Source organism: Nocardia sp. NPDC004573 (assembly GCF_053602135.1).
The window spans coordinates 97,830-121,724 of record NZ_JBSGDA010000001.1; the positions used below are offsets into that span (position 1 = coordinate 97,830).

A 23,895-nucleotide genomic window follows, 5' to 3' on the forward strand; every position below is an offset into this window, starting at 1 on the left:
GGGATGCGGAGGGATGACGGGTGCAGGAACCTGGGCCGAGAACCGGCACGCGGTTCGGGCCGTACGAACTGCGATCGTTGCTGGGCAAGGGGGGAATGGGGGAGGTCTACGAGGCCTACGACACGGTCAAGGACCGGGTGGTCGCGGTCAAGCTGCTCTCCGAAGAACTCGCCAAAGACCCGATGTACCAGCTGCGATTCCGGCGCGAATCGCAGGCCGCGGCGCGGCTGGCCGAACCGCACGTGATCCCGATCCACGACTGGGGCGTGATCGACGGGGTGCTGTTCATCGACATGCGACTGGTACGGGGCGCCGACCTGCGCACTCTGTTGCGCGCTCAGGGACCGCTGAGTCCCGCCCGCGCCGTCGGCGTCATCGAGCAGATCGCCTCGGCGTTGGACGCCGCGCACGCGAGCAATCTGGTGCACCGCGACGTGAAGCCGGCGAACATCCTCGTCACCGACGCGGATTTCGCGTATCTCGTCGATTTCGGCATCGCGCACACCGAGGGCGACAGCGCGGTGACCTTGGTCGGCATGGCCGTCGGTTCCTATATCTACATGGCGCCGGAGCGGTTCGACGTCGGGCCGGTGACCGGCCGTGCCGATGTCTATTCGCTGGCCTGCGTGCTGCACGAATGCCTGACCGGGGCCACGCCGTTTCCCTCGGCCAGCATGAACGTGCTGATCAAGTCGCACATGTCCGATCCGCCGCCGCGGCCGAGCACGCAGGCCGCCGGCATCCCGGCCGCGTTGGACGAAGTGGTGAACCGCGGTATGGCCAAGGATCCGGCCGACCGCTTCCCGACCGCGACCGCGCTGGCCAGGGCCGCTCGTGCCGCCCTCGCCGCGGCGCCGGCCACCGGGCCGACGCTCGTGGTGCGCGCGCCCGACCGGTCCCCGCGCTCCGGTGAACCCGCCGGTGCGGCGGTCGCGCCGGAGTCGACGGGGGAGTTGCCCGCAGTGATCCATCCGAGCGCGCCGACGGTGGTCCGGCCGACGGAGTTCCAGTTCACGCCGCTCCCGTCGGCGGACGCGGGGCCGCGTGCGCCGCACTCGCCGGAGGTGGATCTACCTCCGATGCGCCCCTTCCCGGACGCGCACTTGTACCCGGAAACCCAGGCGTACCTGGAGACCGCGGGATACTCGCAGGCACCGCAGTACCCGGCCCCGCCGACGCAGGCGTACCCGCAGGGTTACGCCGCACCCGACCCCTTCGATTCCGCACAGGGGTACGCGGGACAACCAGCTGCCTTCGGGCAGACGGATCCCGCCGCCACGCAGAAGTACGCGGAACCGACCACGGTCCAGGCGTATTCCGATATGCCGCAGGCTTACTCGGAAGCGCCGGGCTATGCCGAGCCGCATCCGGGAGTCGAGAACCACACGGAGGTTCCGCACTCTCCGGATGGACGGCTATCCGGCTCGGTTCCACCGCAAGGCACGTCCGATTACCTCCCCGCGCCGGACTCGGCTCCCACGCAGTTCCTGACGCCGGCCGGTCCGGGCGATCACGCCGCACGCACGGACTATCCGCCGCACGGCGACTACCCCGCGCGCACCGGTCATCCACTGGGCCGCGAGGAGCCGGAGTACGGCTACGACGATTACGGCGGATACGACGAGGGCGGGTACGACGCGTCGCGTCCGGGTCGCTCGATCGCGCTGCCCATCATGGTGGCCGTTTTCGCGATCGTCGCGCTGACCGTCGGTGGCGCGATCGCGTGGCAATCGTTCGGCTCCGGCGGCGTCGAGTCGACATCCTCCTCCGCCGACCACGGCGAGGCGCCCGCCGCGCGGCCCAGCAGCCAATCGCCGAGCCGCACCACTGCTTCGCCGACCACGTCCACCTCGGCGAAGCAGACTCCCGTCACCTTGCCCCCCGGCGCGAAGCCGTGCGGCCAAGGCCAGGCCTCCTCCGGGACGTTCACCCAGTCGGCGACCGGCACCGCCGTGACGAGCTGCGCGTTCGCCGAAGAGGTGCGCCAGGCCTATGCCGCACTCGGTTCGGCGCAGAACGCCACCCGCGACGCACCGCGCACGGTCGTCGCGACGAGCCCGGTCACCGGCCGCACCTACACCATGAATTGCCGGCCCGAAGGGCCGCTCGTCACCTGCATCGGCGGCGAGAACGCGGTCGTGTACGTCTACTGACGGGTTCGGCGACGCGGCTTCGTCGCCGGGGCGCCGGTCAGGGCACGGCCGGGGTTCCGCCCGGCGCCACCGGCAAGCCCGCCGCCTTCCACGCCCGGAACCCGCCGGCGAGATCGGTCACCCGGCGCAGCCCGAGCCGCAGCCCGTCGGCGGCCGCGAGACTGGAGGCGTAGCCCTCGTTGCAGACGATCACCACGGGCGTGTCGGGCGTGATGCCCGGCAGCCGGTGTTCGCCGTTCGGATCCAGTCGCCACTCCAGGACGATCCGTTCGACCACGATCGCACCCGGTATCTCGCCTTCGGCGCTCCGGTTCGCGTGCGGCCGGATGTCTACGATCAGTCCTCCCTCGGACTGCATCGCGGCCGCCTGTTCCGGCGCCACCCGATCCAGCTGCGCCCTCGCCTGCGCGACCATGTCCTCGGCGCCTGTACTCATCGTGCACTCACTCCGCTCGCCGATGTCCCTGCGAAGTCCGTCAGCGTACGGTATTCCCGGACCGGCCGCAGCGGGGGGGAGTAGGCGTGCACGGACGCGGCGGGCCACGGCTTGTCGTTGCGCAGCTGGTGCGCGCGATCCGGGCCGAATCCGACCGTGTCGCCTGCCCGTCGTTCCGCCTTCCGCACCGTCCCTCCGGGGTGCAGGTATTCCTCGCTGAGTTCGCCCACGGTCATCGTGAACGCGCCGGACGCGCCGCCGTGGTCGTGCGGTTCGGTGCCCTGCCCCGGCGCCCAGGACAGCAGCCACAGCTCGACGCCCATGGTCAGAGCCAAGCGCTTCCACCAGCGCTGCTCGGCGTCGAAGCGCACGATGTCCAGCAGCGGCGTCGCCAACTCGGCGGCCACCAGGCTGGTCAGCCGGTGTAGTTGCGAAGCCGACCACAGCGCCCGCTCCGGATGGATGGCGTCTCGAACCAGCGGCACATCGATGTCGGGATGGATATCGCTCGCGTGCTTGAGGTTCACCGGAAGGGAAGTGGTCACATGTGCTCCTGACGGTCGGTCGGATGAGCGCTCGCGGCTGCGCCGCGTGGATCCTCCTCCATCGGGAGCCGATTGCCACTGATCTCGATCAGCGCGAACAAAATTCGATCGTTCGCCGTCCAGCGGACTCGCCCTACCCGAACGCGGGCAAGGGTGGCGTCTCCGGGAAGACGACGGGCAACGACACCAGGGCGCGGTGGAACGGACCCGGTCGCCACAGCAGCTCTTCCACCGCAACCGCGAGCTGTATCTCGGGTAGCGCGTCGAGCAGCTGGTCGATGGCGTCCTGCGCGATCAGGTAAGCCATCGATCTGGCGGGGCAGGCGTGCGGTCCGGCTCCCCACGCGAGGTGCGCGCGGTTGTCGGTGTGCTCGCCGGTGTTGATCGCCGGGTCGTGATTGCACCCGGCCATGCTGATGACGACCGGCTGGTGCGCGGGCAGCCACACGTCGTCGATCAGGATGGGTTGCTTGGGGTAACTGAAGCAGTAGTTGGCTCCGGGCGGGTCGTCGAACAGCACCTCGTCGAGCGCGTCGCGGGTGGACAGGCTGCCGCCGAAGATCCCGCCCGCGTACCGGCGGTCGGTGAGCATCAAGCGCAAGGTGTTGGCGATCAGGTTCTGCTGCGGTTCGATTCCCGCCCCGTACAGGGTGACCAGCTGGTGGATCATCTCTTGGTCGTCGAGGGCGGCGGGGTGCCGCAGCAGTCGCGACGTGATGTCGTCACCCGGATTCCGTCGCTTCCGCTGCACCAGGTCGAACAACGCGTCGGCGAGCATCGCGTTGCCCTTGTCGGCGTTGACGCCCTCGAAGATGGCGGCCATGCCCATCGCCACCTGCTGCCCGATCTCCGGCGGGCAGCCGAGCATCTCGTTGAGCACCGCGAACGTGAGCGGGAACGCGTACTGGCTGATCAGATCCGCCGCGCCGTCCTGGCAGAAGGCGTTGATCAGCGGGCCCGCCACCTGCTCGGTCGTCGTGTGCAACGCGTGCAGGTCGACCTCGCCGATGCTCGCGACGTTCACCTTGCGATAGCGCTCGTGCTCGAAACCGGTGCTGCGCAGGGCGTTCGGCCGCCACTCCATCATCGGCAGGATCGGGCAGCCGGCGGGGATGCCCTGCTGCCAGGTCCGCGGGTCGGCGGGGAAATGCACGGGATCGTTGAGGATGCGCAACGCCGTGTAATAGCCGATCACCAAGGTGGCGGGGACATTCGGCGCCAGGTCGATCGGGACGAGCGAACCGTACCGGCGGCGCATCTCCCGGTAGGCGCGATGCGGGTCGGCGGCGAATTCCTCGGTGTACAACGCCACCCGCGGTCCGTCGGCGTCGAGCGGTGAACCATGGTGGACCGGGCAGCCTTTCTGGCTTTCGGAAGTGGTTTGCGAGGACTGTGGCGTGGACAAAGGGCATGACTCCAGAAGGAAGGCTCTTCGCCGACGCGTGCGGGCAAGTGGATCGGGTACGCGCCGGTCAGGTGCATGTTTCGCGATGTGCTACGGGATCGTAAGCAGTCGGAACCCGGTGGCGGGTGCGTTTGAGCCGCAGTGGCACAGAGCGATTCACCCGAGTGCCGCCCCGTACCGTTCGGCCAGCGCGGCCACGCGATCGGCGGGCCAGGGGCAGCGGATGTCGCCGCGGGTAGCGGCGAAGAAGAGTTCCAGCTGGACGTGCCAGGCGGCCAGCAGCTCCGGACGTAGCCGAGCCAGTTCCTCCGGCAGGGTCTGGGTGAGTTCCACTCGGACGCCGAGGTCGGGATCCGCCTCGAAGGTCCAGCGGACCGTGCCCGCGACGGCGCCGTCGTGCCGCCACTCGTACGCCAACGTTCGGGGCGGCTCGACCTCGACGAGTTCACCCGCCTCGACATGCTGATTGGTCGACCGGACAGGTGGCCGGGCGCCCACGGACGGAGTCTCGTCCTCGACGAGCAGAGACCACACCGAATCAACGGGCTGCCACACCAGGTCTCGCGCGAACCGCACCACGTAGCCACCGCCGACCTGCTCGCAGTCGCCCGTATCGAGCCCGAACTCCTCGATATAGCGCTCGATATCGGCGAGCCATGTCGTGTCGGGCTCGGTGTGGCTGTCGCCGAGCAGGTCCGTGAGCGCCGTCAGGCAGCGGTCCCACCCGACCGCCGACCTAGCGGCGCCGAGCCGTCCGAGCGGTCCGCCGCCGAGGACGTGGGTGAAGACCAACAACGTCCCGTCCCCGTCGGGCACGAGCTCGAATCGCAGCACGTCCTCGTTCCACCGGAACATGTAGACCTTGGGCGGGTCGAATTCGAGTACCTCGCCGCAAGAGATGCTTTCGGTCGTCTCGGGTGCGTCGGCGAAGGTGAAGCGCATCGCCGCGCCGGGCCGCGGTTCGGTCGTCACCGCGGCCGGGAACCAGGCGGCCATCTCTGCCGGGTCGCTGATCGCGCGCCACACCTTCTCCGGGGAATGCGCCAGCCTGCGTTCGAACCGCAGGGTTGGGGCGCCGTCGATGGTGCGCAGTTGTGCTCGGGGCTCGCTCATGGTTGTCCTTTCTCGTCGGGCATGGCATCGAGGTGACGTTCCAGGGCGTCGAGGCTCGTGTCCCACATCCGCCGGTACGGCGCGAGCCAGGCCTCGATCTCGGCCAGTGGTTCCGGTCGCAACCGGTACCAGCGCCGCTGCGCGTCCTGGCGCACGTCGACCAGACCCGCGCCGCGCAGGACTTTCAGGTGCTTGGACACCGTCGGCTGGGCCAGCCGCAGCTGCGCGACCAGGTCGCCGACCAGCCGCTCCCGCTCGCGCAGCAGGTCCAGGATCTCCCGGCGGCGTGGCTCGGCCAGCGCCTCGAACGTAGATGCCATATCGGCAATATAGCTCACATGGAATATAAAAGCACTCAGGGCCACGATCGCAGTGCGAGGTCCACGGTGCGGCGCAGGTGCGACGGTTTCGCCCCCGCGGCCGCCTGGACCGCGATCCCGTCGGAGATCGTCAGGAGGTAGCGGGCGAGGTCCGCCGGTTTGCTGTCCGGTGGCAGGTCGCCGTCCGCGCGGGCCAGCTCCAAGCGTCGTCGCAGCGCGGTCTCGGCCGCGAGGCGGAGCGCGAGCGCGCTCTCGCGGCTGTGTTCGGCCTCGGGTCCGCAGGCCTGCACGCTGCGCACCGACAGGCAGCCGGGGCTGTCGTGCCCGGTGGTGAGCTCGATCGCGCCGTTGAGGAAGGCGACGGCTACCGCTCGGGCGGTGGGGAGTGCCATGGCCTCGGTGACATAGTGGCCGGGTCCGTCGGCATAGCGTTCCAACGCGCGATGGAACAATTCGGCTTTACTGCCGAAGGCGGCGTACAAGCTGGGACGGTTGATGCCCATCGCCGCGGTGAGATCGGACAGCGCTGCGCCTTCGTAGCCGTAGCGCCAGAACACCTCCAGCGCTCGATCCAGAGCGCTGTCGATGTCGAAGCTTCGGGGTCTGCCTCCCGGCATGCGCACCTCCCGCGTCTCTGACCTGTCGGTACTTTACCGGCCGCGGGGTATCTGGTCGGAAGTTTGCTACCGGTCGGTACGTAATGCGGTCGTCGCGGGTGTCGCGTCCGCCGGGCGGCTCGAACCGGCTGCGCGCTCCGGCCTCACAGCGCGGTGACCTCGCGGCGCACGCCGGTTTCCGCCGCCGCGGCGACCGCGTCGAGCAAGCGGCGCTGGCGCAGGCCGACGGTGAAGTCGGGGTGGGCCGTCCGGCCCTCGGCGATAGCGGTGGCGGTCTCGCGGTAGACGCCCGCGACGTGGGCGACGGGGCCTGCGGGCAGTGCGGACGGGAGCAGGCGATAGTGGTCTGGAACCCGGAGTTCGCTGACGGCTCCCTTGTTGTCGCGCAGTTCGATGCGCCAATCGGCCCAGTGTGGATACATCCCGGACTGGACCGGAGTGATGGTCAGCATTCCTTCCGCGCCGCGAATGTAGAGCGTGAATCCGTGCGGCGCGTCCGCATGTCCTCCGTGCACGGTCACGGCGACGATGCCGCCGTCTGCCAGGCGGCCTGCCACGGCCAGTTGCCCGGGCTGTGAATTCGGGACCGTGCGACCGGTCCCGAGTACGGTCAGCTCATGGTGCAGTGTGGCGAAGACGGCGGACACTTCGGTGAGTTCGCCTGCCAAGTGCTCGAGCGTCGCGAGCGCGTGCCCGGCCATGATGGTCAGCAAGCCGGTGCCTTTGCCGGGATCGACGCTCCAGGCGAGTTCGGGGCGAATCATGCTGCCGCCGAACGGATCTCCGGCCGCGACCAGGGTGATCGCGGATACCGCGCCGACCCGGCCCGCCGCGAGCAGGTCCTTGACGAAGTTCACCGACGGCGAGTGGTGGCCCTGCAGGACCACCGCGTGCACCACGTCTGCGGCCACCGCCGCGGCGGTGAGTTCGGCGCTCTCGGCCACGCTCGCGCCCATCGGCCACTCGCAGACGACGTGCTTGCCCGCCGCGAGTGCCGCGCGCACCACCGCCGCGTGCCCCGATGACTTGACCGCGACCGCGACCAGGTCCACCTCCGGATGCGCCGCCAGTTCCGCCGCGTCGGTGAACGCGTGCCGGGCGCCGGTGGCTTCGGCCGCGGCGGCGGCCGATGCGCGGTTGGTCGTCGCCACCGCTGTCACGCGGAACTCCGGCAGTTCGGCCAGTGCGGGCAGATGGGTCGCGGCGGCCCAGCTGCCTGCGGGATTCGCGCCGACGATGCCGACGCCGAGCGGGGTGGTGCTGCGAGCGGTCATGGAAGACTCCTAGTTCTGTACCGTTTGGTAGTAAACTAAAGCTCCGCTCGCGACGGGACGCAACCGGATATGTACCGATAGGTAAGAAACTCGCGGCCAGGTCGAGCGGGCTCGGGGATTGCCGAGGGATTGCGAAACCGGCGCGCGGTGATCGGATCGGTGCGGGAGCGCCCCGTGGTCCGGCCGATCCCGGTCTGAGAACGCCGCGCCGGGGGCCACTGCGCGGCGCAGCTGTCACGCCGAGTCGGCGTCCGGCCGTGGGGGTGGATGCCGCGGCGGACTCGATCCGGCCGGGGCCGTCTGGCGCCGGTCGTCCCCGTCCTCCGGTCGAAGCGACTTATTCCGTGCGTCCCGAAGCGGTCGCGGTCGAAGCGGAGGGAAAGCGCCGTGAAGCCCGCCAGACGTGTGCACCGGAGGCCGGACCGTGCCGGCGGGCTTCGGAGAACCGGACCAGTCCTGCTGTGATACTTCAATGCTATTGAGCGTTACCGATGTCCGGCGCGCTGTCCGGCACCGGCTGTGGCGGTCAGGTGTTTTCGGTGAACTGGGGCGTAATCGAAACATCTAGTACGTTCTCCGGGATAACGAGAAGCAGTTCTCGGGTGAGGCCGGCCACCAGCGCCGGTTCCGATCCCGGCCGCTCGGCGACATCGGGCGGGTAGGTGGAGGTGTCCATGCTTGTTGACCGCGCCGTCGTCACTTGGCGGGGAGACAAGAGTCAGCCGACCCGAGGCCGCGCCCCAGTCGCCGCGGCGGGCGGTCGGCGATTCCGCAGAATTCGAAACGTCCTGGGCTGTGCGGCGCTCGCCGTATCGCTGGTGGCCGGGTGCGCAACCGACCGCAGCGAGGACTCGGCATCGAGCGAACCGAGCATCACCGAGGCCGCGGCGCGCACCGACCAGAAGGGCCTGTCCCTCATCGTGCCGGGCACCCTGGCCGCGAGCTACGCCGAGCTCGCAGCGGGCGTGCGGGGGAAGCTCGGCATGGCCATCATGCCGATCGGCGGCGAGCAGGCGGTCACCTTCGGTGAATGGACCAGCGGCCCGGCCTGGTCGACGATGAAGGTGCCGCTCACCATCGCCGCGCTGCGGCGCAGTCCGGGCAGCTCGAGCTACGCCGCGTCGGCGGCGATCACCCAGTCCGACAACGCCGCCGCCGACGTGCTCTGGCAGTCGCTGGGCACGCCGCAGGAGGCAGCGCAGGCCGTCCAGGCGGTCCTGCGCGAAGGCGGGGACACCAAGACCGTCGTGCCCGCCGCCCGCACCCGTTCCGAGCACTCGGCGTTCGGGCAGGCGGAGTGGTCGCTGGTCGATCAGGTGCGGTTCGCCTCGCGGTTGCCCTGCCTGCCGCAGACCGATCGCGTGACCTCGTTGATGGAACAGGTCATCGCCAGCCAGCGCTGGGGTCTCGGCGAGTTCGGCGGCGCCGAATTCAAGGGCGGCTGGGGGCCCGACGTCTCGGGCAACTACCTGGTCCGGCAGTTCGGGGTCATCAACGTCCCCTCGGGACAGATCGCGATCGCGATCGCCGTGCAGCCGGAGTCGGGATCGTTCAGCGACGGCATGGGTGTCCTGGACAAACTCGCCACGGTCGTCTCCGAGCATCTCGACGAACTGTCCGGGGGGCGCTGCCCGGCCGCATGAGGTCATTTGTCCAGGTCGGTGTTACACGCCGTTCACGGGGGCGGGGCTGCCGAGATCGGACATGAAGGGCAAGATAGCGGCCATGCGCATCGGAGTTCTGACCGGAGGCGGAGACTGCCCAGGACTGAACGCGGTCATCCGCGCCGTCGTTCGCACCGCGAACGGCCGTTATGGAGACGCGATCGTCGGCTTCGAGGACGGCTGGCGCGGCCTATTGGAGGACCGAAAGATCCAGATCCGCAACGACGACCGCACCGACCGCATCCTCACCAAGGGCGGCACCATCCTCGGCACCGCCCGTACCAACCCGGACGTGCTGCGCGCAGGGCTGGGCCGGATCAAGCAGACCCTGGACGACAACGGCATCGAAGCGCTGATCCCGATCGGGGGCGAGGGCACCCTCACCGCCGCGAGCTGGCTCTCCGACGAGGGCGTGCCGGTAGTCGGCGTTCCGAAGACCATCGACAACGACATCGATTGCACCGACGTCACTTTCGGCCACGACACGGCGCTGAGCATCGCCACCGAGGCGATCGACCGGCTGCACACCACCGCCGAGTCGCACCAGCGCGTCATGCTGATCGAGGTGATGGGCCGCCATGCGGGCTGGATCGCGATCAGCGCCGGCATGGCGGCGGGCGCGCACCTGACCCTGGTGCCGGAGGTCCCGTTCGAGGTGGACGAGGTGTGCGCCATGATCAAGCGGCGCTTCCAGCGCGGTGACAAGCACTTCATCTGCGTCGTCGCCGAGGGCTCGCACCCGGCGCCGGACTCCGGGTTCACCTTGCGCGAAGGCGGTATCGACGAGTTCGGCCACGAGCGGTTCACCGGCGTCGCGCAGCAGCTCGGCGTGGAGATCGAGCGGCGCATCGGCAAAGAGGTCCGCACCACGGTGCTCGGCCACGTGCAGCGCGGCGGCAGCCCCACCCCCTACGACCGGGTGCTGGCCACTCGCTTCGGCCTGCACGCGGCCGAGGCGGTGCACGCGGGCAAGTTCGGCCAGATGGTCGCCCTGCACGGCACATCCATCGACCTGGTTCCGCTGTCGGAGGCCACCAAACAGCTCAAGCGCGTGCCGACGGAGCGCTACCGCGAGGCGGAGGCGTTCTTCGGGTGAGTTCGGTGCCGGAGCGCCCGAATCGGGACGAGCGCGACGCATCGGATGCCTTCATCGCGTCGTGGTCGAGACCGTCAGCCGTCACTGGCGAGGGTCGGTCGGTGGCCGGACCGCGCTCGTTGTCGCCGGAGCAGCCGATGAGGACTGCCGAGCTGAAGCGACGGCTCGCTCGCTGGGCAGGTATCGGCACCGCCGCCGAGGAACGCGCACAGGTCGACGCGCTCTTCGGCGCAGACCGGATCGATGACACGTGAACGGAGGCGCACCGGCGACCGAAACCGCTTCGGTTCGTCCGTACCGGCGCGGCGGCTACCCTGGCCGGTATGGCCGAGATCCACGTGAACGATCTGCCGAAAGCCACCGTCGATGTATTGCACCGACGGGCGCGCGCGGCGGGGCTGTCGTTGCCGGACTACATCGGGCGTGAGCTGATCGCGCTGGCGCGGCGCCGTACACCGGACGACACGGTCGTAGAATTCCTGGAATCCGAAGGACGCGACCTGGCACCGGATATCGATGACGACGCCGTGGCGCTCGTGCAGAGCTACAGCCTGCCCATCGATGCGCTCGGCGTCCTCGGCCGCCGCGCTCGTTCCGCGGGGCTTCCGCTGGGGCAGTATGTGCGCCGCGAGCTGAACCGAACCGCTCGGCAGACCACCGTCGAAGACGCCCTGCTGGAGTTCCGAGAGGTGCGGGAACAGAATCCCGGCCTGCAACTCGACATGGCGGACATCGCCGCTGCGGTGCGGTACGCGCGCGGGGAATAGCGGGGGGCCGGTGCGCGCGGTCGGTACTGTGAGTCGCATGCGCAGTGGGCGACTGATCGCGTTGGCTCTGTTCGTGATCGCGGCGTTGGTGGCCGGATGTTCGGAGTCGAATCCGCCCGATCCGACCATCGGCGATTGGCACGGCGCCATCGAGGTCCCCGGTCAACCGGTGCAGGTGGGCGTGACGTTCCGCGACGACGGCACGGCCACCATCGACATCCCCGCGCAGGGCGTGACGGACACGCAACTGAAGGATGTCCGCTCCGACCGCAACGGCGTGTCGTTCGCGATCCCCGACATCCCGGGCGACCCGGTGTTCCGTGGTGAATACGAGTCCGGCAGCGACCGCATCACCGGCGATTTCACCCAGTCGGGCCAGAACTTCCGGCTGACGCTGAGCCGAGGCGAGGTCGAACGCCCCGCCCGTCCGCAGGAACCCGAGCTGCCGTTCCCGTACAAGACCGAGGACGTCACCTACCGCAACGGTGACGTCACCATCGCCGGCACGCTGACCGAGCCGCAGGGCTCGGGTCCGTTCCCCGCCATCCTCATGATCACCGGAAGCGGACCCCAGGACCGCGACGAGGACCTCATGGGGCACAAGCCGTTCCTGCTGCTGGCCGACACCTTCACCCGCGCGGGCTACGCCGTGCTGCGCACCGATGATCGTGGCGTCGGCGGCACCGGCGGCAAGCTGGACGACGCGAACTACACGGACCTGGCCGAGGACGCCGCCGCGGGCGTCCGGTTCCTGCGCGCCCGCGCCGACATCGACCCGGCCCGGGTCGGACTCTTCGGGCACAGCGAGGGCGGCTACCTCGCGCCACTGGTCGCCGCGCGCCCGGACAGCGGCGTCGCGTTCGCGGTCCTGATGGCCGGACCCGGCGTCCCCGGCTCGGACGTGCTCGTCGAACAGACCCGCCTGCTCGCCGCCGCCAACGGCGCACCCCCCGACCGGATCGAGGCGCAGGTACGCGACACCACCGAACTGGCCGCCCTGCTCAAGGCGGGTGACCTGCAAGGCGCGAAACAGCTGGCCGTCCGGCAGAACCAGTCCCGGCCCGCCGACCAGCGCGTGCCGGACGACCAAGCGGCCGCGCAGATCACGCCGTATCTGGCGGCCCTGGTCGCCTACGATCCAGGGCCCGCCCTCTCGGCGCTGCGCGTTCCGGTGCTGGCGTTCTTCGGCGGCAAAGATCTCCAGGTGCCCCCGGCGCAGAGCGAGCAGCCGATGCGCGACCAGCTCGCCGCCGACCCCGACGCGACCGTCCACGTCTTCCCCGGTCTCAACCATCTGATGCAACCCACCGAGACCGGCCGTCCCAGCGAGTACAGCACCATCGAGACGACCATCGCGCCCGAGGTCCTCGACTACGTCACCGGGTGGCTGCGGCAGCGGGTCCCGGCGAAGTAGCGCCGCGCCGCGCGACGCGAGAGCCGCTGCGCTGCGACGGGAGCGTTTACCTAAACTGATGGCCATGAGCGCACCCACGGTCGACCTGATGGATTACTCGGATGTCATCGCCCGGTTCGAGCCGGTGCTCGGCATGGAGGTCCACGTCGAGCTGAACACCGCGACCAAGATGTTCTGCGGTTGCCCGACCGAGTTCGGCGCCGAGCCGAACACCCAGGTCTGCCCGGTGTGCCTCGGTCTGCCCGGTTCGCTCCCGGTGGTCAATCAGAAGGCCGTCGAGTCCGCGATCCGGATCGGCTTGGCGCTGAACTGCTCGATCACCCCGTGGGGCCGGTTCGCGCGCAAGAACTACTTCTACCCCGATCAGCCGAAGAACTACCAGATCAGCCAGTACGACGAGCCGATCGCCACGAACGGGCACCTGGACGTGGTGCTCGACGACGGCAGCACCTTCCGCGTCGACATCGAGCGCGCGCACATGGAAGAGGACACCGGCAAGTCGGTGCACGTCGGCGGCGCGACCGGCCGCATCCACGGCGCCAGCCACTCGCTGCTGGACTACAACCGGGCGGGTGTGCCACTGATCGAGATCGTCACCAAGCCGATCACCGGCGCGGGGGAGCGGGCGCCGGAGGTGGCGCGGGCGTACGTGACGGCGCTGCGGGATCTGCTGAAGTCGCTCGGGGTCTCGGACGTGAAGATGGAGCAGGGCTCGCTGCGTTGTGACGCGAACGTCTCGCTGATGCCCATCGGCGCAACGCAGTTCGGCACCCGCACGGAGACCAAGAACGTCAACTCGCTGCGCAGCGTCGAGGTCGCGGTGCGCTTCGAGATGCGCAGGCAGGCCGCGGTGCTCGCGGGCGGCGGCACGATCGTGCAGGAGACCAGGCACTTCCACGAGACCGACGGCACCACCTCGCCCGGCCGCCGCAAGGAGACCGCCGAGGACTACCGCTACTTCCCCGAGCCGGACCTCGAGCCCGTCGCGCCCGACGCGGATTGGGTGGAGCAACTGCGCGACACCATCCCCGAGTACCCGTGGCTGCGCCGCGCGCGCATCCAGTCCGAGTGGGGCCTGTCCGACGAGGTGATGCGCGACCTGGTCAACGCGGGTGCGCTGGACCTGATCATCGCCACCGTCGACGCGGGCGCCCCGGCCAACGAGGCGCGCTCCTGGTGGGTCGCCTACCTCACCGAGAAGGCCAAGGAGCGCGAGGTCGCGCTGGACGAGCTGCCGATCACCCCGGCCCAGGTCGCCGAGGTGATCAAGCTGGTCGACGCGAAGACGATCAACAACAAGGTGGCCAAGCAGGTCGTCGATCACGTGCTGGAAGGTGCGGGCGATCCGGCGCAGATCGTCGAGGCCAAGGGGCTCGGCATGGTCAGCGACGACAGCGCCCTGCAGGCGGAGGTGGAGAAGGCGCTGGCCGCCAACCCCGACATCGCCGACAAGATCCGTTCCGGCAAGGTGCAGGCGGCGGGCAAGATCGTCGGTGACGTCATGAAGGCGACCCGCGGCCAGGCCGACGCGGCCCGTGTCCGGGAACTCGTCCTCGCCGCGTGCAGCTGAGCCGTTACCGAGGACGGTCGATCGCGACCGAGTCGTAGGACGTGTCCGGGGCCGGCGGCGTGGTGTAGCGGGCGTTCGGGAGATAGAGACGGTCGCCGAACATCGCGACGGTCGTCGGCACGTCGAAGCGCGGGTCGGTGACGCGCTGTTCGACGGTGCCCGCCGTGCCCGCGGGATCGAGCGAGACCACGGCGATCGCGTTGGACCGGTTCTGGACGACGAACAGTGTGCGGCCGCGCAAGAGCAGCCCGTCGCCGTTGGGCAGCGTCTCGCCGCCCAGATCGACCTGTCGTGTCACGCCCGTCGCCGGATCGACACGGAACAACCGGCCGGTCACCGACTGCATGACGATCAACCCGGTGCCGTCGGGTGTGCGCACGATCCCGTTGGCGTTGATCGCTCCGGGTTCGTGGCGGATGTCGCCGGTCAGTGGTCGCCGCACCACCGCGGGAGGTGGCGGCAGCACCCCGTCGTCGCCGATGGGCAGGTGGTAGAGCACCGGCGCTCGCGAGTCGGTGAACCACGCCCCCGTCGGGGTGAGTACCACATCGTTGACGAAAGTGTCCGGCGGCGTACCGAGCTGGTAGCGCACCAGCACCGTGCCCGTGTCCGCGTCCACGACGCGGGCGTCGCCTCCGGTGCCACCGGCGACGAACAGCCTGGCGCGGTGGTCGATCCGGAGGCCGAGCGCCGGCGTACCCGGCCCGGGGCCGAGGATGCCGCCTCGTCCGGTCATCAGGTCGGCGCGGTAGATGGAGCCGTCGGCCCGTGAGCCGAAATAGGCCACCGGTCCCGGTCCGATCGCGATGCCCTCCGGCTGGAATCCGGCGGGCAGCTCGATCGTGGTGCGCGGGTCCGGACGGTGTGCTGTGGTCCGCTCCATGGTCACCAGGGCCGCAGCGCCGAGACAGGCGAGCGCGGCCGAGAGCACGAGGACTCGCTTCATTGGGTCGTTTCCTTTGCCGTCACGATCGCCGGCCCCACCGGCGGAACTGTCCGATGCCTGTCGACGCGCGCGGAAGCCTGAAGCGGCCGATGCCCGCGCTCAATAACCGACAGTGAAATGCCTGCTCCTGCCCGGGCTTTCGAGTTCGTCGAGGACGGCGACAGCGAGATCCTCGGCCGAGATCCGGGACGAGCCGTCGGCGCTGACGATCAGTGTGGTGGCGCCGCGCCGATATTTCCCGGTCCGCCGGCCGGGCTCGAGCAGGGCGGGCGGGCTGAGATAGACCGAGTCGGCCGGATGTGTCCGGCAGGTCTCCCACTGCGCGACGCTTGCGGCGGCGATGGGGCGAATCGCCGCCGGGACGTATTCCGGACTGTCGAGGACGAGTCGATCGGAGTGCTCCGAAGCCCGCAGAGGCGCGGCGCCGCCGACGACGAGGACACGTGAGCGAGTGGTCCGGGCCGCGTCCAGCAGGGCCCTCGTCGTCGCCGTGACGGTGTGTTCTTGCCCGGGGGCCGGGCGGGTCGCCACCACGATCGCGTCGACGCCGTCGAACACTGCGCTCATCCGGTCGGCGTCGTTCGCGTCGCCCTCGACAGCGGAGACCCCGGGCGGCAAGGAGGTCGGCGGCCGGCTCCGGAACACGGCGACGATCTCATGGCCGCGGCTCACGGCTTCGTCGACGACGCGCGAGCCGACCATGCCGTTGGCTCCGACGACGGCGATCTTCACTTCAGTATCCCTTCGGGAGTCGATACGACGGTGCACGAGCGGGTGGGGGCGGGAAGCTGCCCCGCGACGATGGCGGCGAGCGCGAGCGCGAAGCCCGCCAACTGCACCTGGCCGAGGGTCTGGCCCAGCAGGACGGCGCCGAGAACGGCGGCTACCAGCGGCGACAGCAGCACGAGAACCGCGACCGAGGTGACGGGCAAGGCGCCGATGCCGCGGAACCAGACGACGTAGGCGAGCAGACCGCCGATCAGACCGAGCCACAGATAGCCCCACGCAGCGGGCGCGTCGATCGCGGGCGGGGAGCCTTCGAGCAGAAACGTGAGGGGCAGCAGGAACAGTCCACCCGCGGTGAGCTGCCAGCCGGCGAAAGCGGTGGGACCGATCCCAGCGGGTCGTCCCCACTTCTTCGTGAGCGTCAGTCCCAGCGCCATCGAAGCCGCGGCGGCGATGCCCGCCGCGACACCGGCGAAGTCGAGGGCCGCGTCCGGGCCGATGACCACCAGGCCGACACCCAGGACGCCTGTCGCGCCCCACGCGAGTCGCCAGGCGGAGGGGCTCTCCCGCAGGACGGCCACGGCCAGGACAGCCACGACGAGCGGCTGGGCAGCCGCCAAGGTCGCGGCCACGCCACCCGGCAGACGTTCGGCGGCCAGGAAAAGCAGGGGGAACAGCAGCCCGATGTTGAGCACGCCGAGCACCGCGGCTTTGCCCCACCAGGCTCCGCGCGGCAGTGTTCGCGTGATCGCCAGCGCGATCAACCCCGCGGGCAACGCCCGCAGAAGTCCCGCGAACAGTGGGTGTCCTGGTGGAAGGAGTTCGGTGGTGACGACATAGGTCGTCCCCCAGGACACGGGCGCGAGCGCCGTCAGGACGGTGCGGGACAGATTTCCGAGCGGCGCGTCTCCGCCGGAAATTGTCTGTGTTCCTGAACTTTTCACAGAGGAAGTCTCGCCCGACGACTATTGATGAGTCCAACACATGTTTGTCACTTCATCGATCTCAATACACGATTGATCCATGGAGCTCCAACAAATGCGCTACGTCCTCGCGGTCGCCGAGACGAACAGCTTCACCCGGGCCGCCGATCGATGCCTGGTCGTGCAATCCGCGCTCAGCCACCAGATCGCCCGCCTGGAAAGGGAACTGGGCGCGAGACTCTTCGAGCGCAGCAGCCGCAGGGTGCGCCTGACAGCGGCGGGCGCGGCGTTCCTCCCGGCTGCCCGCCAGTGTCTGGACGCCGCCGAGCGCGCGGCCGCCGAGGTCGCCGCTGCGGTCGGCGAGGTGCGCGGACGGCTCGCCGTGGGGCTGATCCCCACCGTCGCCGCGGTCGATATCCCGGATGCGCTGCGGGAGTTCCGCACGCGATATCCGCACGTGCGCATCAGCCTGCGGGTCGGCGCGAGCGAGGAACTCGTCGAACGCGTCGTACAAGGCGCCATCGACGTGGCCTTCCTCGGCTTGCCGGTCACCGCGCGACCACGCGGCGTCGCCGCCCACGAACTCGCGCGCGATCGGCTCGTCGCCGTGGTCGCGCGGGACCACCCGCTCGCCGGTGCGCCGACGGTCGATCTGCGCAGGCTGTCCGATGAGGCCTTCGTGGACCTGCCGGCCGGAACCGCGGGGCGCCTCCAATCCGACCAGGCCTTCGCGGCCGCCGGTCTCGACCGTGACGTCGCCTTCGAAGTGACCAGCGCGGACTACATCGCTCGGCTCGTCCGCCCAGGACTCGCCGTGGCCATGCTCCCCTCCGCCTACGCCCCGCAGCTCGAGGGCGTCGTCACCATCGAGGTCGCCGACGCCCCGGCCCGCGTCGAATACGTCATCTGGAGCCGCAGCCGCCCACCCGCGGCGACCGCCTTCCTCGACGTTCTGGGTATCCCGGCCCAGGATCGAGACTATTCCTGAAGCGTCCGCAGGCATTCCGGCCGATCAAAGGCGACGTACGCAGCATGAGCGGCCAGACCGCAGCGGCGCTGCCAAGCGACAAATGGCCTCTTGGCCCCTTGATCACCCCGAAACCCCGGATCGTGCTGTCACCGCCACACGCGCCCCACCGGCTCGACCGCCGATTTCGAGCGAAGCGAGACCGAGCATGTGCCGTTCGCGGCCCGGTTCGCGTCGAGTGGCCGCCGCGTCCGCGACGCAGTCGCCAGCGGCGGCAACTCGACGCGAACCATAAGAGCGCCGCGTCCGCGCGGCCGAAAATACAGCCGAACTCAGTCCGGGCCGCCGCCGCCTGCCTGCGGGGGCGGGATGCGGACGACGCGGTCGTCGAACGGTCCCGGCTGGCCGTCGGTCTTGTTCACCGTGGTCACCCAGATGGTGCCGTCGGCGCCGACTGCCGCGCCACCGAGCTGTCCGTACCGGTCCTGCGCCACCAGGGAAGGGGCCGCGGTGACGGCGTGCGTATTCGGGTCGGCGGCGGCGATGGCGACGGCCTTCGCGCGGGTCAGCGAGATCGCGACGCCGTCGGTCGCGGCGGCGCAGCCTGCGACGCCGGGCCGGTCCGGCCAGGTCCACATGGTGGTGACCACGCCGTCGCCGCCGAGCCGCTGCAACCGGTCCTCGGCGGGCGTGCGGTCGGTGATCCAGATGCTGTCCTTGCCGTCCCGGCACACGTCCCCCGCGGTGCCGATGCCGGAAACGGCGATTTCCGGCGCGGGCGTGCGGCCGGGCACCGGTGAGTTCACCCGCAGCAGTTTGCCCGCGAGCGACCCCGCCGAGGCCGCCGCGCCGGGGTTGCCCGCGTCGCCGGTGAGCACCAGCATCTGGTCCGGTGCGGCGAACTCGATCGCGCCGTGATTGCCGGTCTCCCCCTTCGGGATCCCGGTGAGGACGTCCTTGGGGGAGCCGCCTTCGGCGATGCGGACGACGCGGTTGTCGCTGCCGGTGGTGATGTAGGCGTACATCAACCCGTCTTCGCGGTAGGTCGGTGAGAGCGCGATGTCGCTGAGGCCGCCGTCACCGGAGCCGTCCACGTCCAACCGGGCGATCTCGACCGGCGGCTGCTCCGGGACGACCTTCAGGATGCGCCCGGTCCGGCGCTCGGCGACCAGCGCGCCGTCGGCGAGCGTGACCAGGCCGCCGGTGGTGTCCAGGCAGGTGGCCACCACCGCCGGGTCGGGATCGATGCAGGGGCCGCTGGGCCGGGTGGTCGAGGTGGGTGGCTGACTCGGTTTCTTCGGGTCGATGTTGGCTCCGCGCAGGGTCGGTTCCGGGGTGAACGGGCTGGACGCCGAATCGTCGAACCGGGCGCACCCGACCAGCAGGACGGAGCCGAGCGCCAAGCTCGCCGCGACGCGGCCCACGACAACCAAACTCATAGTCCAGACGTTACGGAAATAACGTCGCCCGCGCCCCCTCCGGGTGGGTGTTGCGCGCACCGAACACGCCGCGCCGTACTTGCCCGCCGTCGCGGGGTGCGGCATAGGGTAGTGGCCGTGACCGACAAGCCGAAAGAAACGCCGGATCCCAAGGCCGGGAACCCCGCTCCCTCCACGGCCGAGCAGTCGGCGGTTTCGACCACCGGTCGGGGTGTGACCAGCCCGTACGACTCGCCGACCGGGCAATTCGAGCGGGTGGACCCGGCCCAGCGGCCGCAGTTTTCCAAGGACGTCCCGCGTACCGACGACGAACTCGGGCTCGATCCGGACGTGCCGACTACCGCCCGCGGCAAGGTCGCGGGGGACAAGTCGGCGTCCACCTACGATTACGCCAGCATCCCGCCCGCTCCCAGCCCGCCGAGCGACAGCGCGCGCCTGCGTCGCCGCAACGGCGACTACCGGCGCGGCACGCTCGACCTCGGTTTGCTGCTGTTGCGCCTGGTGGTCGGCGCCACCTTCCTCTACCACGGCCTGCAGAAGCTCACCGGCTGGTTCCACGGTCCCGGCCTGGACGGCACCCGCGACATGATGGAGCGCGGCGGCTGGGATCACCCGTCGGTGTCCGCCATCCTGGTCACCGCGGGCGAGGTCGGCGGCGGTGCGCTGCTGATCCTCGGGCTGGCCACCCCGCTGGCCGCGGGCGCGGTGCTCGCGGTGATCCTGGACGCCTGGGCCTGGAAGCAGGGCATGGCCCCCGGCTTCCAGTACAAGGCCGGACCGGGAGCGGTGGAACTGGAGAGCATCCTGGCCGGCGTCGCCGCGGTCATCATTCTGACCGGTCCGGGGCGCTTGTCCTTCGACCGCAATCGCGGTTGGGCCACCCGTCCGGCGGCCGGCTCATTCGTGGTCCTTCTCCTCGCCATCGCGGCCGCGGTAGGAACCTACTGGTACCTGCACGGCGGCAACCCGCTCACCGGCATCGGGCCCTTCGACTGAGTTCCCTCACATTGTGCGGGGAGCCGACATCGGACGGAGCTCGCCGCACCGGCGTGGCTTCGCGTCTCCTTGACCTCGAGCGCAGTTGACTTTTTAGCGTCCCTCGGGACGAAAGGAATTCGACTGTGACAACACTCGTTACGGGTGCCACCGGCAATACCGGTCGCCACGTGGTCGCGGAATTGGTCCGCCGCGGTGAGCGCGTTCGTGCGTTGACCCGGGACCCGGTCGCCGCGGCGGGGAAACTTCCGGCCGAGGCGGAACTCGTGGCCGGCACGCATACGGAACCGCACAAGCTGGATGCCGCGTTGCAGGGCGTCGACCGGTTGCACGTCACCGTGACCGCCGGGCTTGCCGAAGCCGGGCCGGAGCTGGTCCGGCGCGCGGTCGAGGCAGGTGTGCGCCGCTTCACCGTGGTGTGGGGTGGCGCGGTCGGGCCGGTCGAGAAGGCTGTGCGGGGAACGACCGTTTTCGCCGCCCATCGAAGCCGATGGGCGGCGGATCCCGCGAGCTACGGCACGCGGCGGACGGCGCCCTTGTCGGCCGACGTGGCCATGGCGGCGTAGGCGCGCAGCGCCGTCGTCACCGGACGATCGCGGTTCACCGGCTGCCAGGGTCGCTCCGACGCTTCCATCTTGGCGCGGCGCTCGGCGAGGACGGCGTCGTCGACGAGGACCTCGAGCGTGCGGGTGGCCACGTCGATGCGGATCTGGTCGCCGTCCTCGACCAACCCGATGACACCACCGCTGGCCGCCTCGGGCGAGATGTGCCCGATCGACAGACCGGAGGTGCCGCCGGAGAACCGGCCGTCGGTGATCAGCGCGCACTCCTTGCCCAGACCAGAGCCCTTCAGGAAGGCGGTCGGGTGCAGCATCTCCTGCATGCCGGGACCGCCCGCGGGACCCTCGTAGCGGACCACGATCACGTCGCCGGGCTTGATCTTCTTGCCGAGGATGACCGACACGGCTTCCTCCTGCGACTCCACCACCACCGCGGGGCCCTGGAAGGAGAACAGCGCCTCATCGATGCCCGCGGTCTTGAGCACCGCGCCGTCGGGCGCGATGTTGCCGCGCAACACGACCAGGCCGCCTTCGGTGGTGTAGGCGTGCTCGAGATCGCGGATGCAGCCACCCGCGGCATCGGTGTCCAGCGACGACCAGCGGTTGTCGGTGGAGAACGGCTCGGTGGTGCGCACCCCGCCCGGCGCGGCGTGGAAGAGTTCGATCGCTTCCTCGGAAGCTCTGCCGGAGCGGATGTCCCAGGTGTCGAGCCACTCGTCGAAGGACGCGGTGTGCACGGTGGTGACGTCGGTCTCCAACAGCCCGGCGCGCCGCAGTTCGCCGAGGATGGCGGGGATGCCGCCGGCGCGGTGCACGTCCTCCATGTGGTAGTCGGAGTTCGGCGACACCTTCGACAGGGTGGGCACCCGGCGGCTGATCTCCTCGATGGTGTGCAGATCGAAGTCGACCTCGCCCTCCTGCGCGGCGGCCAGCGTGTGCAGCACGGTGTTGGTCGATCCGCCCATCGCGACGTCCAAGGCCATCGCATTGCGGAATGCCTTGGCGTCGGCGACATTGCGCGGCAGCACCGACGCGTCGTCCTCGCGGTACCAGCGGTTGGCGATGTCCACCACGACGGTGCCCGCTCGCTCGAACAGCGCCCGGCGCGCGGCGTGCGTGGCGAGCGTGGAGCCGTTGCCGGGCAGCGCGAGTCCGAGCGCTTCGGTGAGGCAGTTCATCGAGTTCGCGGTGAACATGCCCGAGCAGGAGCCGCAGGTCGGGCACGCCGACCGCTCGACCTCGGACAGACCTTCCTCGGACACCGCCTGATTCGCGCTCGCGGAGATCGCGGTGATGAGGTCGGTGGGCGCCTGCGCGACGCCGCCGACGACGACGGCCTTGCCCGCCTCCATCGGCCCGCCGGAGACGAACACCGTCGGGATGTTCAGCCGCATGGCGGCATTGAGCATGCCCGGGGTGATCTTGTCGCAGTTGGAGATGCACACCAGCGCGTCGGCGGTGTGCGCGTTCACCATGTACTCGACGGAGTCGGCGATGATCTCGCGCGAGGGCAGCGAGTAGAGCATGCCGCCGTGGCCCATGGCGATGCCGTCGTCGACGGCGATGGTGTGGAATTCGCGCGGCACGCCACCGGCGGCGCGCACCGCGTCGGCCACGATGTCGCCGACGTTCTTCAGATGCACGTGGCCGGGCACGAACTGGGTGTAGGAGTTCGCGATGGCGACGATCGGCTTGCCGAAGTCGGTGTCGGTCATGCCGGTGGCGCGCCAGAGTGCGCGCGCGCCTGCGGCATTGCGGCCGATGGTCGTGGTTCGGGAACGAAGCGGTGGCATGTGGATGGTCCTCGGGTCGCGGGGGCTGACGTGCGACGGCGCAGAGCCTGCTCGGCGGTCCACCACGTTACTCCCGGTGGGCGTGTCCACCGGGCGGGTGGTGCGGCGTCCGATCTCGCGGTCAGCCGAGTCGGGTGGGTCGCCGGTGCGGGATCTCGCGGGCGATGACGGGGTGACGCCGGAGGTGCCGGAGCGTCGGGGTGGGACGAGACGGAGGATCGCGGCTCCGGGGGAATCATCCCATGACTGGGGCAACCTCCCAATAGCGGTGGATGTTCCGGCGCGGCGCCTGACCACGCGACGGGAGGAGCCGAGGGCTGAGGCGGCGCGCGCTGTGTCGATTCACGTGCGGCGCGGCTGCCCCCGGCGCTCGAGATCGTGCTGTGGCCATGATCACGCGCCTTCGTCGATGCCGACCGTGCGAGTCAATGGCCGCCGGGCTGTCGTCGGCGCTTACGCCGGGTCGTCGCCGTCGCGCAGCTTCGCCGCGTCCTCGCCGGACTTCGCCACGCCGTCGGTCCCCGGGCCGCCCTCGGCCTTCGGGGTCTCGCCGTCTTCGCTTGCGTCGGCGGGATCGGCGGGGGCCCGGTCCGTCGCGGGTTCGCCCGGCTCCGCGAACGGGTCCGGAATCCGTCCGCCGGAGAACGCCGCCAGGTCACGCAGCCGGTCGTAGCTCACGGCGGGCAACTTCACCTCGGTGCCGTCGGTCAGGTCGGCGCGCACGTACCCGCGCTCGGGGATCCGCACACCCTTGACCTGCGCCCAGTCGAGGTGGCGCGAACCGAACAGCGTCCGCAGATCCAGTCCCGCGTCGGAGACGGCGGTCTGTGTCCGCAGCACCCAGGCCAGCACCACGACCGGGATGAGCAGCAGCCACCACAGTCCGGCGGGCCAGCCGACGAACGGGAAGAACACGCACATCAGCAGGATGAACACACCCAGGAAAGCCAGCCGTGGGATGCGGATCACACGGGCTTCGGAGGCGCTACCCGTATCCGTTGTCGTCGCGGGCGTGTGGGACGATTCAGACGGTGGCACGGACTGATGCGGTGATGACACACCACCATCCTCGCATCCTGATGAACGGACACAAGCAACCGCACTGTCCCACATAATGGGACACACGGGGTCATCTGTTTGACTCTTCGGTTCACACCCGCTTAACGTCGTG

General features: G+C 70.0%; 22 protein-coding genes and 1 pseudogene. 9 read left to right on the forward strand and 14 right to left on the reverse strand.

Annotation, left to right across the window (positions count from 1 at the left end):
• Positions 1–20 precede the first annotated feature (20 nt).
• Positions 21–1,082, forward strand: a pseudogene (locus ACWEKR_RS00460) (serine/threonine-protein kinase); the annotation flags it as partial.
• A 1,108-nt stretch (positions 1,083–2,190) separates the two neighbouring features.
• Here the strand turns inward: ACWEKR_RS00460 and ACWEKR_RS00465 are convergent.
• From ACWEKR_RS00465 to ACWEKR_RS00500, 8 genes are all read right to left on the reverse strand, one after another.
• The gene (locus ACWEKR_RS00465) at positions 2,191–2,589 is read right to left on the reverse strand and encodes a rhodanese-like domain-containing protein (protein WP_452352641.1); all 399 of its coding nucleotides are present in this window, start codon (positions 2,587–2,589) and stop codon (positions 2,191–2,193) included.
• Positions 2,586–3,134, reverse strand: a complete 549-nt coding sequence (locus ACWEKR_RS00470) for a cysteine dioxygenase (protein WP_195086183.1) — start codon at positions 3,132–3,134, stop codon at positions 2,586–2,588. The genes ACWEKR_RS00465 and ACWEKR_RS00470 overlap by 4 nt, the downstream gene beginning before the upstream one ends.
• 133 nt (positions 3,135–3,267) lie before the next feature.
• Positions 3,268–4,446 (reverse strand): cytochrome P450, encoded by a 1,179-nt coding sequence (locus ACWEKR_RS00475; RefSeq protein WP_452352642.1) that lies wholly within the window; start codon positions 4,444–4,446, stop codon positions 3,268–3,270.
• A gap of 249 nt (positions 4,447–4,695) precedes the next feature.
• Entirely contained in the window at positions 4,696–5,652 is a 957-nt protein-coding gene (locus tag ACWEKR_RS00480) for an SRPBCC family protein (protein WP_452352643.1), read from the reverse strand.
• Positions 5,649–5,972 carry an ArsR/SmtB family transcription factor gene (locus ACWEKR_RS00485; RefSeq protein ID WP_195086171.1) on the reverse strand — a complete coding sequence of 108 codons (324 nt, stop codon included), beginning with the start codon at positions 5,970–5,972 and terminating at the stop codon, positions 5,649–5,651. The genes ACWEKR_RS00480 and ACWEKR_RS00485 overlap by 4 nt, the downstream gene beginning before the upstream one ends.
• A 35-nt stretch (positions 5,973–6,007) precedes the next feature.
• Complete coding sequence (locus ACWEKR_RS00490; RefSeq protein ID WP_195086169.1) at positions 6,008–6,589, reverse strand: TetR/AcrR family transcriptional regulator; 582 nt, start codon at positions 6,587–6,589, stop codon at positions 6,008–6,010.
• 143 nt (positions 6,590–6,732) lie between these two features.
• On the reverse strand, positions 6,733–7,863 hold the full coding sequence (locus tag ACWEKR_RS00495; protein WP_452352644.1) for a Gfo/Idh/MocA family protein: 1,131 nt from the start codon (positions 7,861–7,863) through the stop codon (positions 6,733–6,735).
• 526 nt (positions 7,864–8,389) lie between these two features.
• Entirely contained in the window at positions 8,390–8,539 is a 150-nt protein-coding gene (locus ACWEKR_RS00500) for a hypothetical protein (RefSeq protein ID WP_159838559.1), read from the reverse strand.
• Between ACWEKR_RS00500 and ACWEKR_RS00505 the strand changes: the two genes are divergently transcribed.
• The 5 genes from ACWEKR_RS00505 (at position 8,538) to gatB (ending at position 14,374) form a co-directional block, all read left to right on the forward strand.
• Positions 8,538–9,506: a hypothetical protein gene (locus tag ACWEKR_RS00505; RefSeq protein ID WP_452352645.1), complete on the forward strand. Its 969-nt coding sequence runs from the start codon at positions 8,538–8,540 to the stop codon at positions 9,504–9,506. The two genes, ACWEKR_RS00500 and ACWEKR_RS00505, sit on opposite strands and share 2 nt — an antisense overlap.
• A gap of 82 nt (positions 9,507–9,588) precedes the next feature.
• Positions 9,589–10,623, forward strand: coding sequence for an ATP-dependent 6-phosphofructokinase (locus tag ACWEKR_RS00510; protein WP_159838561.1), 1,035 nt, complete (start codon positions 9,589–9,591; stop codon positions 10,621–10,623).
• 323 nt (positions 10,624–10,946) lie between these two features.
• Positions 10,947–11,390 carry a hypothetical protein gene (locus tag ACWEKR_RS00515; RefSeq protein WP_452352646.1) on the forward strand — a complete coding sequence of 148 codons (444 nt, stop codon included), beginning with the start codon at positions 10,947–10,949 and terminating at the stop codon, positions 11,388–11,390.
• Between the two features lie 37 nt (positions 11,391–11,427).
• Positions 11,428–12,804: an alpha/beta hydrolase family protein gene (locus ACWEKR_RS00520; protein ID WP_452352647.1), complete on the forward strand. Its 1,377-nt coding sequence runs from the start codon at positions 11,428–11,430 to the stop codon at positions 12,802–12,804.
• Positions 12,805–12,868: 64 nt separating this feature from the next.
• On the forward strand, positions 12,869–14,374 hold the full coding sequence (gene gatB, locus ACWEKR_RS00525; RefSeq protein WP_452352648.1) for an Asp-tRNA(Asn)/Glu-tRNA(Gln) amidotransferase subunit GatB: 1,506 nt from the start codon (positions 12,869–12,871) through the stop codon (positions 14,372–14,374).
• A 4-nt stretch (positions 14,375–14,378) separates the two neighbouring features.
• Here the strand turns inward: gatB and ACWEKR_RS00530 are convergent, their stop codons facing one another.
• The 3 genes from ACWEKR_RS00530 to ACWEKR_RS00540 all read right to left on the reverse strand — a co-directional run bounded on the left by ACWEKR_RS00530 (position 14,379) and on the right by ACWEKR_RS00540 (position 16,990).
• Complete coding sequence (locus ACWEKR_RS00530) at positions 14,379–15,320, reverse strand: SMP-30/gluconolactonase/LRE family protein (RefSeq protein ID WP_452352649.1); 942 nt, start codon at positions 15,318–15,320, stop codon at positions 14,379–14,381.
• Positions 15,321–15,419: 99 nt separating this feature from the next.
• Positions 15,420–16,052 (reverse strand): NAD(P)-dependent oxidoreductase, encoded by a 633-nt coding sequence (locus tag ACWEKR_RS00535; RefSeq protein WP_452352650.1) that lies wholly within the window; start codon positions 16,050–16,052, stop codon positions 15,420–15,422.
• Positions 16,049–16,990 (reverse strand): EamA family transporter, encoded by a 942-nt coding sequence (locus ACWEKR_RS00540; RefSeq protein WP_452352651.1) that lies wholly within the window; start codon positions 16,988–16,990, stop codon positions 16,049–16,051. Before ACWEKR_RS00540 ends, ACWEKR_RS00535 begins: the two co-directional genes overlap by 4 nt.
• A gap of 79 nt (positions 16,991–17,069) precedes the next feature.
• Here ACWEKR_RS00540 and ACWEKR_RS00545 point away from each other — a divergent pair, with 79 nt between their 5' ends.
• Positions 17,070–17,957, forward strand: coding sequence for a LysR family transcriptional regulator (locus tag ACWEKR_RS00545; RefSeq protein ID WP_452352652.1), 888 nt, complete (start codon positions 17,070–17,072; stop codon positions 17,955–17,957).
• Between the two features lie 311 nt (positions 17,958–18,268).
• On the opposite strand, the gene ACWEKR_RS00550 is transcribed toward ACWEKR_RS00545, so the two are convergent.
• On the reverse strand, positions 18,269–19,375 hold the full coding sequence (locus tag ACWEKR_RS00550; RefSeq protein WP_452352653.1) for a PQQ-dependent sugar dehydrogenase: 1,107 nt from the start codon (positions 19,373–19,375) through the stop codon (positions 18,269–18,271).
• Between the two features lie 117 nt (positions 19,376–19,492).
• On the opposite strand from ACWEKR_RS00550, the gene ACWEKR_RS00555 reads away from it, so the two are divergent.
• Together ACWEKR_RS00555 and ACWEKR_RS00560 are read left to right on the forward strand one after the other, a co-directional pair.
• The gene (locus tag ACWEKR_RS00555) at positions 19,493–20,371 is read left to right on the forward strand and encodes a DoxX family protein (RefSeq protein ID WP_452352654.1); all 879 of its coding nucleotides are present in this window, start codon (positions 19,493–19,495) and stop codon (positions 20,369–20,371) included.
• Positions 20,372–20,496: 125 nt separating this feature from the next.
• Complete coding sequence (locus ACWEKR_RS00560; RefSeq protein ID WP_452352655.1) at positions 20,497–20,937, forward strand: SDR family oxidoreductase; 441 nt, start codon at positions 20,497–20,499, stop codon at positions 20,935–20,937.
• Here the strand turns inward: ACWEKR_RS00560 and ilvD are convergent.
• Positions 20,883–22,724, reverse strand: coding sequence for a dihydroxy-acid dehydratase (ilvD, locus tag ACWEKR_RS00565; RefSeq protein ID WP_452352656.1), 1,842 nt, complete (start codon positions 22,722–22,724; stop codon positions 20,883–20,885). The genes ACWEKR_RS00560 and ilvD overlap by 55 nt on opposite strands.
• A gap of 453 nt (positions 22,725–23,177) precedes the next feature.
• On the reverse strand, positions 23,178–23,693 hold the full coding sequence (locus ACWEKR_RS00570; protein WP_452352657.1) for a PH domain-containing protein: 516 nt from the start codon (positions 23,691–23,693) through the stop codon (positions 23,178–23,180).
• Positions 23,694–23,895 lie beyond the last annotated feature (202 nt).

Excerpts from the sequence above, each read along its gene's own strand:
- ilvD (WP_452352656.1), bottom strand. The coding sequence starts at position 22,724 with ATGCCACCGCTTCGTTCCCGAACCACGACCATCGGCCGCAATGCCGCA.
- ACWEKR_RS00510 (WP_159838561.1), top strand. The coding sequence starts at position 9,589 with ATGCGCATCGGAGTTCTGACCGGAGGCGGAGACTGCCCAGGACTGAAC.
- ACWEKR_RS00530 (WP_452352649.1), bottom strand. The coding sequence starts at position 15,320 with ATGAAGCGAGTCCTCGTGCTCTCGGCCGCGCTCGCCTGTCTCGGCGCT.
- ACWEKR_RS00480 (WP_452352643.1), bottom strand. The coding sequence starts at position 5,652 with ATGAGCGAGCCCCGAGCACAACTGCGCACCATCGACGGCGCCCCAACC.
- ACWEKR_RS00490 (WP_195086169.1), bottom strand. The coding sequence starts at position 6,589 with ATGCCGGGAGGCAGACCCCGAAGCTTCGACATCGACAGCGCTCTGGAT.
- ACWEKR_RS00500 (WP_159838559.1), bottom strand. The coding sequence starts at position 8,539 with ATGGACACCTCCACCTACCCGCCCGATGTCGCCGAGCGGCCGGGATCG.
- ACWEKR_RS00515 (WP_452352646.1), top strand. The coding sequence starts at position 10,947 with ATGGCCGAGATCCACGTGAACGATCTGCCGAAAGCCACCGTCGATGTA.
- ACWEKR_RS00465 (WP_452352641.1), bottom strand. The coding sequence starts at position 2,589 with ATGAGTACAGGCGCCGAGGACATGGTCGCGCAGGCGAGGGCGCAGCTG.
- ACWEKR_RS00550 (WP_452352653.1), bottom strand. The coding sequence starts at position 19,375 with ATGAGTTTGGTTGTCGTGGGCCGCGTCGCGGCGAGCTTGGCGCTCGGC.
- ACWEKR_RS00545 (WP_452352652.1), top strand. The coding sequence starts at position 17,070 with ATGGAGCTCCAACAAATGCGCTACGTCCTCGCGGTCGCCGAGACGAAC.
- ACWEKR_RS00495 (WP_452352644.1), bottom strand. The coding sequence starts at position 7,863 with ATGACCGCTCGCAGCACCACCCCGCTCGGCGTCGGCATCGTCGGCGCG.
- ACWEKR_RS00505 (WP_452352645.1), top strand. The coding sequence starts at position 8,538 with ATGCTTGTTGACCGCGCCGTCGTCACTTGGCGGGGAGACAAGAGTCAG.
- ACWEKR_RS00485 (WP_195086171.1), bottom strand. The coding sequence starts at position 5,972 with ATGGCATCTACGTTCGAGGCGCTGGCCGAGCCACGCCGCCGGGAGATC.
- ACWEKR_RS00520 (WP_452352647.1), top strand. The coding sequence starts at position 11,428 with ATGCGCAGTGGGCGACTGATCGCGTTGGCTCTGTTCGTGATCGCGGCG.
- gatB (WP_452352648.1), top strand. The coding sequence starts at position 12,869 with ATGAGCGCACCCACGGTCGACCTGATGGATTACTCGGATGTCATCGCC.